Origin of the sequence: Flavobacterium ammonificans (genome assembly GCF_020886115.1) — a bacterium.
Classification (GTDB): Bacteria; Bacteroidota; Bacteroidia; order Flavobacteriales; family Flavobacteriaceae; genus Flavobacterium; species Flavobacterium ammonificans.
In genome coordinates this window covers 2,242,333-2,258,303 of the sequence record NZ_AP025185.1, presented here as the reverse complement: position 1 = coordinate 2,258,303, position 15,971 = coordinate 2,242,333, and the positions used below count along the sequence as shown (strand labels likewise).

Annotated in this window: 14 protein-coding genes; 8 read left to right on the top strand and 6 right to left on the bottom strand. The window is 33.1% G+C overall.

The features are described 5' to 3' along the window. Positions 1-67: 67 nt before the first annotated feature. The 3 genes from LPC20_RS10010 to bshC form a co-directional block, all read right to left on the bottom strand. Entirely contained in the window at positions 68-748 is a 681-nt protein-coding gene (locus LPC20_RS10010; protein WP_229325011.1) for an ABC transporter ATP-binding protein, read from the bottom strand. After that, positions 745-1,662, bottom strand: coding sequence for an ABC transporter permease (locus LPC20_RS10005; protein WP_229325009.1), 918 nt, complete (start codon positions 1,660-1,662; stop codon positions 745-747). The genes LPC20_RS10010 and LPC20_RS10005 overlap by 4 nt, the downstream gene beginning before the upstream one ends. 84 nt (positions 1,663-1,746) lie before the next feature. Next, positions 1,747-3,336, bottom strand: a complete 1,590-nt coding sequence (gene bshC, locus LPC20_RS10000; protein ID WP_229325007.1) for a bacillithiol biosynthesis cysteine-adding enzyme BshC — start codon at positions 3,334-3,336, stop codon at positions 1,747-1,749. Positions 3,337-3,450: 114 nt separating this feature from the next. Between bshC and LPC20_RS09995 the strand changes: the two genes are divergently transcribed. The 8 genes from LPC20_RS09995 to LPC20_RS09960 all read left to right on the top strand — a co-directional run bounded on the left by LPC20_RS09995 (position 3,451) and on the right by LPC20_RS09960 (position 13,000). Beyond that, positions 3,451-4,728 carry an MFS transporter gene (locus LPC20_RS09995; RefSeq protein WP_229325005.1) on the top strand — a complete coding sequence of 426 codons (1,278 nt, stop codon included), beginning with the start codon at positions 3,451-3,453 and terminating at the stop codon, positions 4,726-4,728. Positions 4,729-4,806: 78 nt separating this feature from the next. Next, complete coding sequence (locus LPC20_RS09990) at positions 4,807-5,061, top strand: autorepressor SdpR family transcription factor (RefSeq protein WP_229325003.1); 255 nt, start codon at positions 4,807-4,809, stop codon at positions 5,059-5,061. A 4-nt stretch (positions 5,062-5,065) separates the two neighbouring features. Next, positions 5,066-5,722, top strand: a complete 657-nt coding sequence (locus LPC20_RS09985; RefSeq protein ID WP_229325001.1) for an SdpI family protein — start codon at positions 5,066-5,068, stop codon at positions 5,720-5,722. A 61-nt stretch (positions 5,723-5,783) separates the two neighbouring features. Next, positions 5,784-7,982, top strand: coding sequence for a B12-binding domain-containing radical SAM protein (locus LPC20_RS09980; protein WP_229324999.1), 2,199 nt, complete (start codon positions 5,784-5,786; stop codon positions 7,980-7,982). A gap of 110 nt (positions 7,983-8,092) precedes the next feature. Then, positions 8,093-8,578 carry an acyl-CoA carboxylase biotin carboxyl carrier protein subunit gene (locus LPC20_RS09975; RefSeq protein WP_229324997.1) on the top strand — a complete coding sequence of 162 codons (486 nt, stop codon included), beginning with the start codon at positions 8,093-8,095 and terminating at the stop codon, positions 8,576-8,578. Between the two features lie 3 nt (positions 8,579-8,581). Further along, positions 8,582-10,024: an acetyl-CoA carboxylase biotin carboxylase subunit gene (gene accC / locus LPC20_RS09970; protein WP_229324995.1), complete on the top strand. Its 1,443-nt coding sequence runs from the start codon at positions 8,582-8,584 to the stop codon at positions 10,022-10,024. Between the two features lie 3 nt (positions 10,025-10,027). After that, complete coding sequence (locus tag LPC20_RS09965) at positions 10,028-11,569, top strand: acyl-CoA carboxylase subunit beta (RefSeq protein WP_229324993.1); 1,542 nt, start codon at positions 10,028-10,030, stop codon at positions 11,567-11,569. A gap of 441 nt (positions 11,570-12,010) precedes the next feature. Continuing rightward, entirely contained in the window at positions 12,011-13,000 is a 990-nt protein-coding gene (locus LPC20_RS09960) for an outer membrane beta-barrel protein (protein ID WP_229324992.1), read from the top strand. 88 nt (positions 13,001-13,088) lie between these two features. On the opposite strand, the gene LPC20_RS09955 is transcribed toward LPC20_RS09960, so the two are convergent. From LPC20_RS09955 to rimO, 3 genes are read right to left on the bottom strand one after another with little or no spacing between them, the layout of a single operon-like run. Then, positions 13,089-13,892, bottom strand: coding sequence for an N-acetylmuramoyl-L-alanine amidase (locus tag LPC20_RS09955; protein WP_229324990.1), 804 nt, complete (start codon positions 13,890-13,892; stop codon positions 13,089-13,091). 14 nt (positions 13,893-13,906) lie between these two features. After that, positions 13,907-14,401, bottom strand: coding sequence for a hypothetical protein (locus tag LPC20_RS09950; RefSeq protein ID WP_229324988.1), 495 nt, complete (start codon positions 14,399-14,401; stop codon positions 13,907-13,909). Positions 14,402-14,439: 38 nt separating this feature from the next. After that, positions 14,440-15,753 (bottom strand): 30S ribosomal protein S12 methylthiotransferase RimO, encoded by a 1,314-nt coding sequence (gene rimO, locus LPC20_RS09945; protein WP_229324986.1) that lies wholly within the window; start codon positions 15,751-15,753, stop codon positions 14,440-14,442. Positions 15,754-15,971 lie beyond the last annotated feature (218 nt).

Genomic DNA, 15,971 nt, shown 5'->3' with positions numbered 1-15,971 from the left:
AATACTGCTTTATTTGATATTTCATTAATGAAATAGAATAAAATCGATAATTTTATAAAGCGTTAAATTATTTTAGATTTAATTTTGAAATTCTGTTTCCAATCGAAAATTCCTTCAATTCATTTTCTAAGATACCAAATTCATCTTTTTTAACTCGCATATTAATTGTTTTGTTTTTCAAAAGAAAAATTTCATCGCATGTTTCGTTTAAAGTTGAAAAAATATGGGAAGAAATGAGAATAGTTTTTTCTAATCGTTTAAGTTGTTGAATGATTTCTGTAATAATCATGTTACTATGAATATCAACTCCGTTAAATGGTTCGTCTAAAATGAAAAATTTATTTTCTTGAAGAAGTAAAGCAGTAATCGCTAACTTTTTTTTCATACCAGTAGAATAGTTATTAGCATATTCGTTTAAAGGCAAATCAAATATGTTTTTTTCTACACTATTTATTGGTTGAATATTTCTAGCGTTACATAATAAACTCAAATATTCCATACCGGTTATTTTTGAAAAATAATAGGGCTCAGTTTGTAAATAGCCAAGACTTATTTTAGGATTTCCATATTCGCAACTAATTGTTCCGCTATGTTTTTCTAATCCTGAAATACAGTTGAATAAAGTAGTTTTACCCGCGCCATTTTCGCCAACAATTCCATATACTTTACCTTTTTTGAGATTCAATGTTATATTTTCTAATACAATTTTATCTCCATATGATTTGGATAAATTTTCAATAGTAATCATTGTAATATCTCTTTTAATTTTTTAGTAGACTCGATATATAGATATGGAATTATTAAAATTAGGATTGGAGGAAGCCATATAGTTAAGGCTATTACAATTCCAAATCGAATATTTAATTTCTCAGGATAAATCGAATATTTTGCAAGCATAGTCATATAGATAAACAAATATCCAAGACATTGTATGCCTAAAATAATGTCAATTTTATTGGAATAGAATATGGATAAACTAATGAGTATTGGTGAGCATAAAATGGTTGTATATAGCACAATCATTTTTGTTTTAGTATAAAGAAATTCTTTTGGATTTAATGAATATATCCAAATATAAAATTTGTTTTCAGAATTTGTAAAATAGGCTGCACAACCCATTATAGTTACTATTAAAGAAAACACACCTAAGTTAAAATTAGAAACAACGATGGACATAATTGTCAAGAAATAAGCAAATATATAGAGGATAAAATTAGTTCTAAAACCTATTGTAAATTCAAAAGGATATTTGAAGAAAGGAGTGGGGAGGTAAAAATTAGATTTACTTTTCAGAACAAACAATACAGAAAACCCACAAAAAACTAATAATGAAATAGCAAATAAATAATTTTCTTTATAAACTAAAAATATAACAAACGGCGAGGAGATAATCCAATTTTCAATAATTCGCAGTTTTAAATAATCAATAGTAGAATAGGTCAGTTTAAGAAAATTATTTCGTACTACTTCATTTGATTTTATTATTTGACTAAATGCAATCCCAATATAGATAACATCTGCATATTTTGTTTTATTAAATAATTGAAAAGACAGTATGCTAAATATAAATAAACCTAAAGTATAACCTACTATAGGTTCAATTCCCCACTCGGCTAGTTGTCTGTTCAATATTTTAAATTGTAGGGTAAAATACTTTTTCATTTTATATACTAATCAATTATATATGTATCCATAAGAAATAATTAGTCTTAAATTGAATAAAATGTTACTCTAATCTAAAAATAACTATAATTGAACTATTTCAAAACGTTGCTCCAAAGGTTGTAGTTTTTCTATTAACGTTTGAATTAACAACTCTCCATTTTCTTCATAAAACTCAGAGAAATTATTTTGTCGTTCTTGTAAACTTTGATTCGGAAACAATTCGTTTTGCAAATGAATAATCCGGTTTAAAACATCTCGCAAATTTCTTTTTTGCGCTTTGAGTAATCGTTTTTCCAAGTGATCGATTCCTTTGATTTGTTTGATTTCTTGCGCTTTTAGAGCGCCAATAAAGGAATTGTCAGTTTGATTTGCAATGCTATACAATTCCTCAAACTGTTTATTTAGTTGCATTTTTAGATTTGACAAATCCAAATTGATTTCAGAAAGCGCTTTAGTTTTGTTGTTGACTAAATCTTTTTGCTTGCTAAACAAATCAGCCCAAGAAAGCTGTAAAGCGTCTGCTTTTTTGATTTGCTTTTCAGTGGTCAATACAACGGAGTTACGAATCAATAACATTGGAAAACTTACTTTTGCTGCATTGAAAAAAGACTGTAATTCTAACCAATAGGCAATTTCGCCACCGCCACCAATGTAGCATAGATTTGGCAAAAGCACCTCTTGGTACAAAGGACGTAGCATAACGTTTGGACTGAACTTTTCTGGATTGGTTTCTGCCAATCGAAATAGATCTTCCTTAGAAAAAGATAAGTTGGTATGGTTTACTTTATAAGTTCCACTTTCAAAAATAATTCGCTCTCTTAAGTTGTTTTCTATGTAAAATAAATTGATTTCACGTGGGTTAACTTGAATAGTGTAGTCGTTTAGTTTTTCAATAGTTGCAGCAACTTCCTTGAACGAAGTTTGGTTTTCTAGTTCGTCTTTGATGTACGGAATAAAAGTTAGTTTTAGTTCTGCAGAATCGGCATCTAATATTACTAAACCGTAATGACCAAAAAGTTCATTCGCTAAAAATCGAGTGGCTTCTGCCAAATTGGAGTGTTCTAAATACGATTTTTGGAATAATTCTTTGATTTTTTGAGCGTTTGTACTAGAGCTTAATTCATTTGCAAAAACCTCAAAAACAGCATCCAATCCATCAGTAGATAATCGACCAACCGGCCCTGTACTTTCTTTGTTCCAACGAAATTTTTTGCCTTTGAAATTGAAATAATTGATTTCTTCAAAATCGTGGTCCTCTGTTGCCATCCAATAAATGGGTACAAAGTTCGACTTAGGATACTTCGTTTTTAACTCGGAAGCTAAATTGATAGTAGAAATGATTTTGTATAAAAAATACAAGGGTCCGCTAAACAAATTCAATTGATGTCCCGTTGTAATAGTAAACGTATTGGCTTGTTCTAAAGCTAAAATATTATTTTCAGTAGCTTCAGAAATAGTGCTATTTTGATATTGTTTTTGCAAAGCAGTAACCAATAGTTTTCGATTCTCCTGATTGTAGTTGGCTGCTTTTTCAGTGATTTGCGCTTCAAAGTTTTCAATGGTTGGAAACCGATTGTATAGGGAATTTAGACTGGATTTTTGATCTAAATAGTCTACGATTAAAGAAGAGAAATAGCCTGAATTTTGATAGCGTATACAGTCAGTTGGCATATTGGGTTTTGTTTGGAGTAAAAATACTAAAAAAATATTGGAACTAAATAGTTGTGGCTTTCGAAAAATAATAGCATTTTTATACTCAATTGATACAACAACAAACCAAAGTATATGAGCTCAAAAGTACCAACACAAAATTCGTTACGCCACGTTCTTTTCGGAAGTTTAATTGGAACTACGATTGAGTTTTTTGATTTTTATATCTATGCGAATGCAGCCGTATTGGTTTTTCCTCAATTATTTTTTCCTGGAACGGATAGTACCACATCCGTTTTACAATCTTTAGCAACTTTTTCTATTGCTTTTTTTGCACGTCCAATAGGTTCGGCAGTTTTTGGGCATTATGGAGATAAAATCGGTCGTAAAACCACATTAGTTGTGGCTTTACTGACGATGGGTATTTCAACGGTTTGTATTGGTTTTTTACCTAGTTATACAAGTATTGGGATTGCGGCGCCTATCTTGTTGATGTTGTGCCGTTTTGGTCAAGGTGTTGGCCTTGGAGGCGAATGGGGAGGAGCGGTACTATTAGCTATTGAAAATGCACCGCCTCATAAGCGTGCTTGGTACGGAATGTTTCCGCAGTTAGGAGCGCCAATCGGTTTAATTCTTTCTGGAGGTACCTTTTTGTTATTGACTAATTGTATGAATTCCCAAGATTTTTTAGACTATGGTTGGCGAATACCTTTTATTGCTAGTTCGTTATTGGTTTTGGTAGGTTTTTATATCCGTTTAAAAATAACCGAAACATCAGCATTTGAAAATGCTAAAAAAGAGCAAGAAGAAGTGAAGCTGCCATTTGTTACTTTATTAAAGTCCTATCGAAAAGAATTGTTTTTCGGAACTTTTGCCGCAGTAACTACATTTGTAATTTTCTATTTGATGACCGTTTTTATGTTGAATTGGAATACGAACGAGCTGCAACTTTCAAACCAAGAAGCACTTTTGATTCAGTTGTTTTCGGTTTTGTTTTTTGCAGGTTTTATTCCGATTTCAGCTTTAATTGCAGATAAAATAGGACGAAGAAAAATGTTAATTTATGCCTCATTGACAATTGCAGTTTTCGGTTTGTTTTTTGCTCCATTTTTAAATTCCGGAAGCAGTATTCAAGTTACTTTCTTTTTGTGCATTGGTATGACTTTAATTGGATTTACTTATGGTCCTTTAGGTACTTTTCTTTCAGAGTTGTTTCCAACAACAGTTCGGTATTCAGGAGCATCATTGACTTTTAATCTAGCGGGTATTATTGGGGCTGCATTTGCTCCCATGATTGCTATATGGATTGCCACTAACTATGGTTTGAACTTTGTAGGATATTATCTTTCTGCTGCTGCCGTTATTTCAGTAATTTCTCTTTTGGTAATTAGTAAAAAAGAACATCAGTTTTAATATTTATATAAATTATTTCCTTTTCAATTTGTTTATTTAAAAAGTATTTAGATATTTGTCTAAATATATAAATGAATTATGAATTCCATTTTCAAAGCATTGAATGATGAAACTAGAAGGGAGATTCTGGATCTTTTGAAAGTTAAAGATTTATCTGCTGGTGAAATTGCAGATTATTTTAATATTTCGAAACCTAGTATTTCACATCATTTGGATATTTTGAAACGTGCCGATTTAATTTCTTCCGAAAAAAAAGGGCAATTTATTATTTACTCTTTAAACACTACTATTATGGAGGACGTTTTACAATGGATTTTAACTTTTAAAAAATAAAATAATGAATGAAACTTTAAAAAAAGAACTTCCAATTATTGGATTTGTGTTATTACCTTTTATTTATTTGGCTTATTTGTGGAATAGTTTACCAGAAAAAGTTCCAATTCATTGGAATTTTAAAGGAGAAATTGACGATTGGGGTTCTAAAAACTCTTTAATTGGAATCCTCTTTTTATTGCCTGTTCTGACTTATGTTTTAATGCTTGTTATACCAAAAATTGATCCCATAAAGCGAATCGAATTAATGGGAGGGAAGTATTACCAAATTAAATTTTTTTTGGTTGGTTTTATGTCGGTTTTGGCAATTTATATAATACATTCTTCTAACAGTCTAACGCTTTCAAGCCCGAGTATTGTTTTAGTTCTGATAGGATTATTATTTATGGCTTTGGGTAATTACTTTAAAGTTATAAAGCAAAATTATTTTCTTGGAATAAAAACTCCTTGGACATTAGAGAGTGAAGAAGTTTGGAAACTAACCCATATTTTAGCAGGGAAATTATGGATTGTTGGTGGGTTATTAATTGTAATTTTTAGTTTAGTTGTTCCAGAGGATATCAATTTTTACTTGTTTATAACCACTACAGCAATCATTACAATTGTACCGATTGTTTATTCTTATCTTATTTTTAAAAAATTGAAAAAATCAAATCAATAGTTTTTTAAGATAAAAACGATAAAGTTATTTTTTGCAGTTATTTTTGCATAAAACTATCCTTTTGAAAACAAAACTATTCCTTGTAACGCCACCATTTACTCAACTGAATACTCCGTATCCAGCAACGGCTTATATTAAAGGGTTTTTGAATACCAAAAATAGAAGTTCGGTACAAGCTGATCTGGGGATAGAAGTTATTTTAGCTTTGTTTTCAAAAAAAGGATTGCAAAATTTGTTTGAATTTTCTAGTTCCAAATTTCCAAAGGAGGAACTTTTAGAGAATGCCCAACGAATTTTTGCATTACAAGACGAATACATCAAAACCATTGATTCCGTTATAGCTTTCTTGCAAGGAAAAAATCCTACTTTGGCACTCCAAATTTGTCAAGAAGATTTCTTGCCAGAAGCCTCACGATTTGCACAGTTAGAAGAGTTGGATTGGGCATTTGGAACTATGGGAACCCAAGATAAGGCGAAGCATTTGGCGACTTTGTATCTTGAAGATATTTCAGATTTTATTGTAGAATGCGTGGATCCTAATTTTGGATTCAGTCGTTATGCTGAACGTTTAGGACGATCTGCCAATTCGTTTGATGGGTTGTACGAAGCCTTGCAAAAGCAACCTACTTATATTGATACTATTTTATTTTCAATACTGAAAGATAAAATAGAAATCATTCAACCTACTATTTTTTTAATTTCAGTCCCTTTTCCTGGGAATTTATATGCTGCCTTTCGCTCTGCGCAATGGTTGAAAAAGTACCATCCCGAAATCAAAATTTTGATGGGAGGCGGGTTTGCGAATACGGAATTACGTTCCCTTTCAGACGAACGGGTTTTTGAGTTTTTTGATTTTATTAGTTTGGATGATGGCGAATTGCCACTTGAATTAATTATTGAAAATATTGAATCAGGAATAAATGCGGAATTCAAGCGTACTTTTTTGTTGGAGAATGGCAAAGTAGTCTATAAAAATAACTCTTCTCGCCACGACTACAAACAAGCTCAAGTAGGAACGCCCGATTATTCAGATTTACTTTTGGATAAATACATTTCAGTAATTGAAATTGTGAATCCAATGCACCGTATGTGGAGTGATGGTCGATGGAATAAGTTAACTATGGCCCACGGTTGTTATTGGGGGAAATGTACTTTTTGCGATATTTCGTTAGATTACATTAAAATCTACGAACCCATTGCTGCCGGAATTTTGTGCGACCGAATGGAAGAAATGATAGCTCAAACTGGCGAAACTGGCTTTCATTTTGTAGACGAAGCCGCTCCACCAGCTTTGATGCGTGAACTGGCGTTAGAAATTTCACGCAGAAAATTAGCTGTTACGTGGTGGACGAATATTCGTTTTGAAAAAAGCTTTACCAAAGATTTGTGTTTGTTGTTAAAAGCTTCAGGTTGTATTGCCGTTTCAGGCGGACTAGAAGTAGCTTCTGACCGATTATTACGATTGATTGACAAAGGAGTCACGGTAGAACAAGTAGCCAAAGTAACGCGCAATTTTACTGAAGCAGGAGTTATGGTACACGCTTATTTAATGTATGGTTATCCTACGCAAACTATTCAAGAAACGGTAGATAGTTTAGAAATGGTACGCCAATTGTTTGAAGCTGGCGTGTTACAATCTGGATTTTGGCACCAATTTGCAATGACGGCACACAGCCCAGTGGGAATGTATCCGGAAAAATTTGGTGTAACTAAAGAAACAGATATAGTTGGTACTTTTGCAAATAATGACCTCAATTATATAGACAGTACAGGAATTGATCACGAACAATTTAGTTTTGGTCTAAAAAAATCCTTATTCAACTTTATGCACGGAATTTGTTTGGATTACGATTTGCAAGAATGGTTCGATTTTAAGATACCAAAAACAACGATTCGTCCCGATTTTATTTTTGATGCACTTGAAGAGGAAACTAATTTTAGTAGTAAACCGAATGCTAAAGTAGTTTGGCTAGGCGGTAAGCCAACAGTAAGAAGTTTTACTAAAACTAAAAAAGGAAATTCTTGGGAAATGATGGAATTAACGTTTCATGATAAAAAAGAAAAAGTTGTCATTCAAGCCAATCAAAAAGAAGGAGAATGGCTTGTTAAAACCCTAGATATAATTTCTGTTTCCAATTCAAAAACAACCCAGTTTCAAGAACTGAAAGCTGATTTTGAAAGCGAAATGGAAGATTTTGAATTGTTTTGGTATTCAAAATCGATGAAAATGTTAAAAGATTTCGGTCTTTTAGTTTTGTAGAATTGTTATTTTTTTGATAAAAAGTATAGTAATTTAGCAAATATACACCTCGTTTTTCATTTTAAATTTAGATTAATAAATACATTTACTACCAATTAAAAAATACACCTATGAGTATTGGTTATAAAGTAAATGTAAACGACACCTTCCATTTTGATATGGATTCGCAAAGTGTTTTGCAACTCGATGCTGTTCGTGCAGAATTGAATCAGTTTCATATTTTACACGAAAACACTTCTTTCAAAGCAGCTATTGTTGAGGCTGATTTTAATCAAAAAAAGTATACTGTCTTAGTTAATGGGAATAGTTATACCGTTGCTATTTCAAATCCTTTAGATATTTTAATTAAAGAAATGGGATTTGAAACCGGTTTGGCTAAACAAGTTAATGCTATCAAGGCACCTATGCCAGGATTAATTCTAGAAATTAGTGTAGTAGTAGGGCAGGAAGTTAAAGAAAACGACAATTTAATTATTCTTGGTGCCATGAAAATGGAAAACAGTTTTTTATCGCCTCGTGATGGCGTAATTAAGTCTATTTCGGTAGCGGTTGGAGACGCTGTAGACAAAGGACAATTATTAATTGAATTCGAGTAAATTATGAAGAAGATAGTAGTTGCCAATAGAGGCGAAATAGCCATACGAGTAATGAAAACGGCTCGAAAAATGGGAATAAAGACAGTTGCGTTGTATTCTACAATTGACAGGAATGCCCCACATGTAAAATTTGCAGATGAAGCAGTTTGTATTGGTGAAGCACCTTCAAACCAGTCCTATTTACTGGGAAGTAAAATCATTGAAGTGGCTAAATCATTAGGAGCAGATGCGATTCATCCAGGTTATGGTTTCTTAAGTGAAAATGCCGATTTTGCTGAGGAAGCTGAACGTAACGGGATTATATTTATTGGACCAAAATCGAAAGCAATCCGCATTATGGGAAGTAAATTAGCCGCTAAAGATGCGGTTAAAGACTACAATATCCCTATGGTTCCTGGTTACGATCAAGCGATTACAGATGTAAAAAAAGCAAAAGAAGTGGCTACTTCAATAGGTTTTCCAATTTTAATTAAAGCCTCTGCCGGAGGTGGAGGTAAAGGAATGCGTGTGGTAGAGAAAGAGGCTGATTTTGAATCGCAAATGGACAGAGCGATTAGTGAAGCTATTGCTGCATTTGGAGATGGTTCTGTTTTTATTGAAAAATATGTAGCATCCCCAAGGCATATCGAAATTCAAGTAATGGCGGATAGTCATGGGAATATCCTCTATCTTTTTGAAAGAGAGTGTAGCGTTCAAAGACGCCATCAAAAAGTTATTGAAGAAGCGCCTTCGTCAGTGTTAACGCTAGAATTGCGCAAGCAAATGGGAGAAGCGGCTGTTTTGGTTGCTAAATCATGTGATTATTTAGGAGCGGGAACTGTAGAATTTTTATTGGACGAAAACAATAATTTCTATTTCCTCGAAATGAATACCCGTTTGCAAGTAGAACATCCTGTAACCGAAATTATAACCGGAACAGATTTAGTAGAATTGCAAATCCGAGTGGCTAGAGGTGAAGTTTTACCACTTCAACAAGATGATTTAAAAATCAAAGGCCATGCTGTTGAATTACGTGTATATGCTGAAGATCCATTGAATGATTTCTTGCCAAGTGTGGGGCATTTGGATGTATATCAGTTACCTGTTGGAGAAGGAGTTCGTGTTGATAATGGTTTTGAACAAGGAATGGACATTCCAATTTATTACGATCCAATGTTGTCTAAATTGATTGCTTACGGAGCAACTCGTGAAGAAGCGATTCAAACGATGATTCAGGCCATTGATAATTATAAAGTAGAAGGTGTTTCGACCACTTTGCCTTTTGGAAAGTTTGTTTTTGAACATGAGGCATTTCGTTCGGGGAACTTTGATACGCATTTTGTAAAAAAATATTACAGCGTTGAAAAGCTAAAAGAGCAAACCCAAAAAGAAGCTCAAATCGCTGCTATGGTAGCCTTGCAACAGTATTTTGAAGATCAAAAAATCGTACGCTTACCAATTCAATAAAGTATGGAATCAAAAATAAAAATAGTACAAGATAAAATTGCTGAAGCTCATTTGGGCGGAGGAAAGAACAGAATTGCTAAACAACATTCAAATAAAAAGTTAACGGCTAGAGAACGTATTGATTATTTGTTGGACGAAGGCACATTTGAAGAAATCGGAATGTTGGTTACACACCGTACAACTGATTTCGGGATCGAGAAAGAGGTGTATTTAGGAGATGGAGTGGTTACCGGATATGGAAATATTAATGGTAGACTAGTTTATGTCTTTGCGCAAGATTTTACTGTTTTTGGAGGATCATTGTCTGAAACGCATGCCGAGAAAATTTGCAAAGTAATGGATATGGCGCTAAAAGTGGGTGCGCCCATGATTGGTTTAAACGATTCAGGTGGTGCGCGTATCCAAGAGGGTGTTCGTTCATTAGGTGGTTATGCTGATATTTTTTACAGAAACGTTCAAGCTTCTGGAATAATTCCGCAAATTTCAGCGATTATGGGTCCTTGTGCTGGGGGAGCGGTTTATTCGCCTGCGATGACAGATTTTACGATGATGGTGGAAGATACCAGCTATATGTTTGTTACAGGGCCTAATGTAGTTAAAACTGTAACTAATGAAACCGTAACTTCTGAAGAGTTAGGAGGGGCAAGTACTCATTCAACCAAATCTGGAGTGGCACATTGTACGTCGGCGAATGATGTAGAATGTTTAGAAGATGTAAAGCGATTATTGAGTTATTTACCTCAATCCAATAAAGAAAAACCTAAAAATCTTGCTTATGAGCTTAATGATGAAGTAAGAGAAAAATTATTGACTATAATTCCAGATAATCCAAATAAGCCGTATGATATGCACGAAGTAATTTCGGGTATTATTGACGAAGATTCGTTTTTTGAAATTCATAAAAACTTTGCAGAGAATATTATTGTAGGTTTTTCACGAATTGGCGGCCGTAGTGTTGGTATTATTGCTAATCAGCCTATGATTTTAGCTGGTGTATTGGATGTGAATTCATCGATCAAGGCAGCACGATTTACTCGTTTTTGCGATTGTTTTAATATTCCTTTATTAGTATTAGTAGATGTTCCGGGATTTTTACCAGGAACTGATCAAGAATGGAATGGTATTATTGTGCACGGGGCTAAATTGTTGTACGCTTTAAGTGAGGCTACGGTACCAAGAGTAACCGTGATTACGCGAAAAGCATATGGAGGGGCTTATGATGTAATGAACTCCAAACACATTGGTGCTGATATGAATTTTGCTTGGCCTACAGCCGAAATTGCAGTAATGGGTGCCAAAGGGGCTAGTGAGATTATCTTTAAAAAAGAAATTAATGAAGCAAACGACCCTGCGGCTAAGTTGTTAGAGAAAGAAGCGGAATATGCCGATTTGTTTGCGAATCCTTATACAGCTGCACAGAGAGGTTTTGTTGATGAGGTAATTTTACCACAAGACACACGCAAAAAATTAATAAAAGCCTTTAGCATGTTAGAAAATAAAGAAAGTGTATTGCCAAAACGCAAACATGGAAACATTCCTTTATAGTATTTTTTAAGCCTAATTTTAAAACCACCTTTATTAAGGTGGTTTTTTTATGGGTTATAATTTTATTTTTAAACAATTTAAAATTGATACCCCTTATTTTTTAGGGGTAAATTATTTTTTAACTTATAATTTTAGAGTAATTTACAGTTTTTTTATGCAAAAAAATAAAATACCCCTAAAATTAAAAGGGTATAATAAATTTTAATGTTATTAATAATGCATTTTAATGCTATTTTTAGCTTTAAATATCTTTTTTTTATGAATTTTAATTCTAATTTCATAAAAATGACTATTTTATTGAATTTAATTTACTTGTTTTTCATTTTCGTTGATAAAAGTTGATAGTTTTGCTTCGGATAAAGGAAATAACTTTAGATAGTATTTTTTGAAAATTATTTCTTTTTCTTAAACAAACGAATTAGTAAATTAAAATCTTTCAACATGAAAAAAGTAATTATCATTTTAGTTTTAGTTTTAACAAGTAGTTATTTATTCGCTCAAGATACTCCACTTGAATTTTCAGGATCTGTAGATGCGTATTGGAAATATGATTTCGCCAAAACTGAAAATATTCAAACAAGTTTTGCAACAGATCATAATTCATTATCATTAGGAATGATTGACTTGGTATTAAAAAAGAAAACAGGAAAGACTTCATTTGTTGGAGAGGTTTCTTTTGGTCCTCGAGGCGCGGGACAATCTATACCAGATGTTGAAGGACAATCTTTTCATATTCAAAATTTATATTCGACCTATGCAGCAACTGATAAGTTAAGTTTAACCGCAGGTTACATGGGAACTTTTATAGGTTATGAGTTAATTTCTCCAGTATCTAATTTTCATTACTCTACTTCGTATTTATTTACATCAGGTCCATTTCAAAATGCAGGAATTAAAGCAAACTATGTAGTTTCAAGTAAAGTTTCAGTTATGGTTGGTTTGTTCAACGATCAATGGAACGCTTACAAGGCTATTCCAGAATTTGGTTTGAATGCTTTTGGAGCACAATTATCAGTTACGCCAGCCGAAGGATTCACTGCTTATTTCAATTTGTTGACTGGTTCTCAAAGCGGCACTATAGTGGATCTGACTGCCGCATATCAACTATCACCAAAATTCAAATTAGGATTAAATGGCGCAGATTATTCAGGTGTTGAAACAGGAACTGGGTATTCTGGAATTGCACTGTATCCTTCTCTATCGCTTTCTGATAGTTTTGCTTTAGGATTACGTGCTGAGTCTTTTAAATCGAAGACAACCGATACCTCTGTTGCCGCATTCACTTTGTCAGCCAACTTAAAATCAGGAGGGCTAACTTTTATTCCTGAGATACGATTAGACAGTGCCTCTGAGAAAGATTTTTATTTGGCTAATGGTAATCCTACAAAATCAGCTTCTCAGTTTGCTTTGGCAATGGTATATGGTTTTTAAAATATAAACAAAAGTTTTTTTGTTTTTAAATGGAGTGTTTTAAATATGAATAACTGCTCAATTACAACATGTTTTTGAGCAGTTTTTTTTATTGCTTTTTGTAAATAGAGTAAATTGTATTTATCGTTTTTTCATTCAATACATCGTCCACTTCATTTTGAATATAATGGAGTTTAAATGCTCTTATGGCTGCTGATAAATTTCGAGTATCATAACCAATTATGCGTAAAGCAAGTATCGCATCAAAATTCTCAGGAGCATTTTCAATAGCGGCATCAGGCCAAATACCAAAGCCTAATTCCGATAGTCTTTTCCATGGAAAAAACGCACTTGGGTCTGATTTTCTTGAAGGTGCTATATCAGAGTGGGCAATTATATTTGTTGTTGGAATATTGTATTCTTTTTTTAATCGAGTAAGTAAAGCGATTAAACTACTTATTTGTTCTTCAGAAAATGGTTCTGAACCGTTATTGTCTAATTCAATTCCTATTGATGCTGAATTAATATCGGTGTTTTTTCCCCATATTGCATTTCCGCCATGCCAAGCCCTTAAATAGTCATTAAGCATTTGAACTACTTTCCCATCATCACTAATTACATAGTGCGCACTTACTTGTGTTCTAGATAGCGTAAATGTTCTTATGGTTTGTTCTAAAGAGTTCTGAGCGGTATGATGAAGGATTATAAAATTAGGTTTTCGTAAATTGAAATTGACCGTATTGATCCATTCCGGATTTTTGCCATTCGATAGAGGGACAGATTCCTTGTGAAAGATTGTTTTCTTTACTTTTCTAAATTGTTTTCGTATGCTATCACTTTCATTTCTATAAATGTTGCTTTTGCATGATACCAATACACCAAAAAATAATGAATAAATAAATAATTTTTTCATACCATTATCTTAGACTAATTAGATTCTTTTTCTTCTTTTTCCTCCTTTTTTTTCTTTTTCTTTTTAGGTGGATTTTTAGCCTCTTCTTGAATAATTTTATATTTCTCCTTTTGGGATTGCGATAAAAGTTGTTTTATTTTAGAATCTGTAATTTCTGAAAGCGTTTGGATTTCTTTGATTTTACTATCCTGACTAATTTCTTGCTTGATTATAGCGGTTTGCGTTTTTATGCTTTGAGTCAATATATTGGAAATTGCCACTTCTTGAAGTGCATCCAAGCCTAAATCAGGCTTTAAGCGCTCCATAATTTGACCTACAGTTACTTCAACTGGAATTTCTTTTGGTTTATCTGGAGTCATAGGTTGTTGCTGATTCATTCTACCCATTCCACCCATTTGATTCATTCTACCATTTCCCATACCATTTCCTCCAAAACCAAATTGAGCATTTGCGGTTGAAAACGAAAGCATCAGAATCAATATATAAACGATTTTAAATAGTGTCTTCATAGTATATAGTTTTATCAAATATAAAAAAAGAAATTAAATTATGCAGGTTCGCCGTACAAATCAAACTCGGTAGCCTCTGTAATTTTAATAGAAGCAAACTCACCAGTTTTTAAATAATATTTGGTCGCATCAATTAATACTTCATTATCTACATCAGGGCTATCAAATTCAGTTCGCCCTACAAAGTGTCCGCCTTCTTTTCTGTCAATGATGCATTTAAAAGTTTGACCCACTTTTTCTTGGTTCAAATCCCAAGAAATTTGCGATTGCAGTTCCATGATTTCGTTGGCACGCTCTTTTTTTACATCATCTGGGACATTATCTTCAAGCAAATATGCCGAAGTGTTTTCTTCGTGTGAGTAGGCAAAACATCCCATTCGGTCAAACTTCATTTCTTGAACAAAATCTTTCAAGATTTCAAAATCTTCTTGAGTTTCCCCAGGATAACCAACAATTAAGGTGGTTCTAATTGCCATTCCTGGAACTGCTGCTCTAAAATCTTTCAATAATTGAGTTGTTTTAGCTTGAGTTGTCCCACGTTTCATGGATTTTAGTATTGAATCAGAAATGTGTTGCAATGGAATATCGATATAATTACAAATTTTTGGTTCACGTTTCATAATTTCCAAAACGTCCATTGGAAAACCGGTAGGGAAGGCATAATGCAATCGAATCCATTCAATTCCTTCTACTTTAACTAAAGCTTCTAATAGTTCGGCTAAGTTTCTTTTTTTGTAAATGTCAAGACCATAATAGGTTAAATCTTGAGCAATCAAAATTAATTCTTTTACACCATCACGAGCTAAACCTTCAGCTTCTTTAACTAATTTTTCAATGGGTTGCGAAACGTGTTTTCCACGCATTAATGGAATAGCACAGAAACTACATGGTCTGTCACAACCTTCCGCAATTTTTAAATAGGCATAATTTTTTGGCGTAGTAGTCAAACGTTCCCCTAATAATTCGTGCTTATAATCAGCTCCTAAAGCCTTCAATAGTTGAGGTAATTCAGTGGTGCCAAAAAACTGATCTATATTTGGAATTTCTTTTTCTAAATCAGGGCGATAACGTTCAGATAAACATCCAGTCACAAAAACTTTATCTACTAATCCGCGCTCTTTTTTATCGGCATATTCTAAAATCATATTTACTGATTCAGCTTTTGCGTTATCAATAAATCCACAAGTGTTAATTACAATAATATTACCTTCTTCTGCTTCAGGTGCTTCATGTTCTACTTCTTTGCCGCTAGCTCGAAGTTGACCCATTAAAACTTCACTATCATAGATGTTTTTGGAACATCCCAGGGTAATCACATTGATTTTATTTTTCTTTAAAGACTTTGTTCTCATAGTGGTAGGCTTTCATTAACTTGAAAGGTCGGCAAAATTACGTTTTTTATTTTTAGGAGCACAAATCTTTACTGTTTTTATGGCGTATGGTCCTGCTGTACGCTGTATCTTTTTATCTGTTAACTTCCCGCGCTCCAGCCAACAGATAAAAAGGATGTCGCTTCCATCAGGGCTAAAAAAAACATCTTGTTTTTCAGTACAAGATGTTTTTAAAATTT

Excerpts from the sequence above, each read along its gene's own strand:
- LPC20_RS10010 (WP_229325011.1), bottom strand. The coding sequence starts at position 748 with ATGATTACTATTGAAAATTTATCCAAATCATATGGAGATAAAATTGTA.
- LPC20_RS10005 (WP_229325009.1), bottom strand. The coding sequence starts at position 1,662 with ATGAAAAAGTATTTTACCCTACAATTTAAAATATTGAACAGACAACTA.
- bshC (WP_229325007.1), bottom strand. The coding sequence starts at position 3,336 with ATGCCAACTGACTGTATACGCTATCAAAATTCAGGCTATTTCTCTTCT.
- LPC20_RS09995 (WP_229325005.1), top strand. The coding sequence starts at position 3,451 with ATGAGCTCAAAAGTACCAACACAAAATTCGTTACGCCACGTTCTTTTC.
- LPC20_RS09990 (WP_229325003.1), top strand. The coding sequence starts at position 4,807 with ATGAATTCCATTTTCAAAGCATTGAATGATGAAACTAGAAGGGAGATT.
- LPC20_RS09985 (WP_229325001.1), top strand. The coding sequence starts at position 5,066 with ATGAATGAAACTTTAAAAAAAGAACTTCCAATTATTGGATTTGTGTTA.
- LPC20_RS09975 (WP_229324997.1), top strand. The coding sequence starts at position 8,093 with ATGAGTATTGGTTATAAAGTAAATGTAAACGACACCTTCCATTTTGAT.
- accC (WP_229324995.1), top strand. The coding sequence starts at position 8,582 with ATGAAGAAGATAGTAGTTGCCAATAGAGGCGAAATAGCCATACGAGTA.
- LPC20_RS09965 (WP_229324993.1), top strand. The coding sequence starts at position 10,028 with ATGGAATCAAAAATAAAAATAGTACAAGATAAAATTGCTGAAGCTCAT.
- LPC20_RS09960 (WP_229324992.1), top strand. The coding sequence starts at position 12,011 with ATGAAAAAAGTAATTATCATTTTAGTTTTAGTTTTAACAAGTAGTTAT.
- LPC20_RS09955 (WP_229324990.1), bottom strand. The coding sequence starts at position 13,892 with ATGAAAAAATTATTTATTTATTCATTATTTTTTGGTGTATTGGTATCA.
- LPC20_RS09950 (WP_229324988.1), bottom strand. The coding sequence starts at position 14,401 with ATGAAGACACTATTTAAAATCGTTTATATATTGATTCTGATGCTTTCG.
- rimO (WP_229324986.1), bottom strand. The coding sequence starts at position 15,753 with ATGAGAACAAAGTCTTTAAAGAAAAATAAAATCAATGTGATTACCCTG.